Raw genomic sequence first — 2,864 nt, 5'->3', positions numbered from 1 at the left:
ATATTAATATAATAGACAAAGCACATCTAAAGCACATCATCAAAATTAAAAGTCTAAAAAAATTTATATTTTTTTAGAATATATTATTTATTTTTCACAATAACATTGATTAAAAGTTTTTTGATATAACATTCCTGTAGTCAGTTCTGCCCAACTATAATTTGTCATATATTCTCCAGAATATGTATTCACTGCCATCATATCCCATGTAAGCATATTATAATAATCACAATCAAATTTTGTAATATCTACTGCAATATTATTCCATTTTTTAACTATTATATGTTCGATATTTGCATCTTTCATAGTTTTCATCATATTCGATATTACTGTTTGTGTTTGATTTTGTAAAGAACGATTATATTCTCTATCTTCCCAAAGTACTGCTGCTATTTCAGCAATAGTTACACTTGTTCCTTTTCTATCCACTAAATAAGCAAGTAATTCTTTTGATTTTGCTCTAGAAAAGATTAATGGTTTTTTATCTACAAATACTTCAAAATTACCAAATGTATGAATAAAGATACGATTTTTCGGCTTCAAAGTAATGGGTATACGTAAATTTTCGATTTCTTTCTTTATTCTTTCTACTGTCACAGGCTTAAGAAGATAACCACTAGCATGTATCGAAAAAGCATCTACTGCATATTCTGAGTAACCAGTTACAAAGATTATATTTATGTTGGGTAAAATATTTTTTGCTAAGAGTGCAAACTCTAATCCGCTCATATCATACATCTCAATATCAAGAAATGCAATATCTACAGAGTGTTCTTTTAAATAATTTAATGCAGACTGAGGTTCATCAAAAAGAGTAATTTCTTCAATCTCAGAAATATATAATAACTTTTCATTCATATTTTTAAGAGCAATTGGCTCATCATCTACAACAATTATATTCATAATTTGACTCCTTTCTAATAGGTATGATTATTGTTACTATTGTCCCTTTTCCTATAAAACTTTCTATGGTTAAACTTCCTTTGCACTGTGTCTTTAATCGCCTTTTTACATTTTTAATCCCAACATGATTTTTTCCATCATTCATTTTTTCAAGTTCTTTAAATCCTACTCCATCATCTTTTATAACAATATAAATATTTTCTTTATCTCTTGAAGTTGATATTACGATTGTTCCTCCTTCTTTTTTCTTTGTAATTCCATGCCGTATTGCATTCTCAACAATCGGTTGTATGGTAAGAACAGGAATATAAAAATCAGTAGTTAGAAGTTCATACTTAATTTTTACACGTTCTCCAAAGCGCAATAACTCTATACACAGATAATTTTTTAGATGTGATAATTCTTTATTAAAAGGAATCAATTTTTTTTGTGTAAGAGAATCCATATTTCCACGAAGATAAGAAGAAAATTTTTCTACTGCTTCACATGCCATATTAGAATCATGCTTACACAAATACTGAATAGTATTAAGTGCATTATACAAAAAATGGGGTTGTATTTGGCTAAGCATTATAGAAATTCGATTTTCCATCAATTCATTTTCCAATTTCTTTTGAAGCTTCTCTTTTCTTTTTATGGATAGCATAATATGTCCAATTTGAAATACAATAGTAGTTAAAAAACCCACACAAAAAAAGGACAATTCTCTAATATATATAGTATAGTAATTTGCTATTTCCAGAATACCACCAATCACTACTGGCAAGTATGTAAACAGTGCTATTTTAGCATCAATTGCTCTATATAATATAATTTCTATAACTAGACATCCCATACCAAGTAGTACAATTAAGATACACATAATATTTTGTACTATAAGGAATTCATGTAAATCATATATTCGCAATATTTGAAGAATAACACAAAGTAATATACTAGTCATTATTCCATACACACCTATATTTATAGTTTTCGACCTCCACCCAGTTAAATAAGTAGCTAGATAGAGCGTGCCAAAAGTAGGAAGAAAAAATTGTGTAAGTAACTCTAAAATACCAACTAGGGTTGGAGATTGAATTATAAAAGTAAGTACATTAAAATCTGCTAGACACCAAATTCCTCCAGCTATAGCAAACCATGACAATAAAAAAATCTGACGTGTTAGCTCACTTTTCAAGCAAAATAAAATAATACTTGCAATTAGACCAAATAGTCCAAAAGATATTGTTAACATTGTGAACATAAGACCAATCTTATTTTCATGAAGCACACTAACAATTAAATCGCCTTTAGAGCCAATCTGCATTTCATCAAAAAAACATACTAATTGTAACGCTCTACCACTAGAGTACACTCGTTGTATGGTTATTTCTACTAAGTCATTGGATGATATGCCACTTGATTTAAATCCTGTCCACATATGTCCTGTAGATTTAGTCAGTGTATTATTTGCATTTATACTATTAGTAGAAAACACTTCCTTATTAGATACTCTAATATTAACCTTCAAATGACTGATATGTAGTAAAAGAGTTTGTCCTGCTGGAATATCTTTATTAAAATGACCACGTAAATAAATAGTTTCTTTTCTTATATTCTTAAGTGAATCTACATCAATAAAAGGTTTGAATTTTCCAGACTTAGGTACTTGATATTCTCCAATAAATGAAACTGGAATAAGATTATTTTTAAAATTTGGATGATAATCCGCTTTTGAAGCACAAATAAGTAGCAATATCACCGACAAAGTTAGTATTATTGGCAAATAAAATGTATTCCACCTAGATGTTTTCTTTCCCACAATAGTTTCCTCCATAAAATAAATGCTAATTTTCTTATATATTTAAATATATAAGAAAATTATATGACTTAAAAACATTTATTTAAACATAATATATTATTTTATCATTTTATTATATCAAACAAATTTAAATAATTATATAAACAATACATATATAAAC

2 protein-coding genes are annotated in these 2,864 nt (G+C 27.6%); both read right to left on the bottom strand.

Annotated elements, in window-relative coordinates; genetic code table 11:
- Positions 1-87: 87 nt before the first annotated feature.
- Positions 88-903 (bottom strand): response regulator, encoded by an 816-nt coding sequence (locus tag KGF38_RS19905; RefSeq protein ID WP_074178907.1) that lies wholly within the window; start codon positions 901-903, stop codon positions 88-90.
- Positions 881-2,704: a sensor histidine kinase gene (locus KGF38_RS20650; RefSeq protein ID WP_074178906.1), complete on the bottom strand. Its 1,824-nt coding sequence runs from the start codon at positions 2,702-2,704 to the stop codon at positions 881-883. The genes KGF38_RS19905 and KGF38_RS20650 overlap by 23 nt, the downstream gene beginning before the upstream one ends.
- Positions 2,705-2,864: the final 160 nt, after the last annotated feature.

Source organism: Clostridioides sp. ZZV14-6387 (assembly GCF_020657835.1).
Taxonomy (GTDB): domain Bacteria; phylum Bacillota; class Clostridia; order Peptostreptococcales; family Peptostreptococcaceae; genus Clostridioides; species Clostridioides difficile_A.
This window is presented reverse-complemented; position numbering and strand designations above follow the sequence as displayed.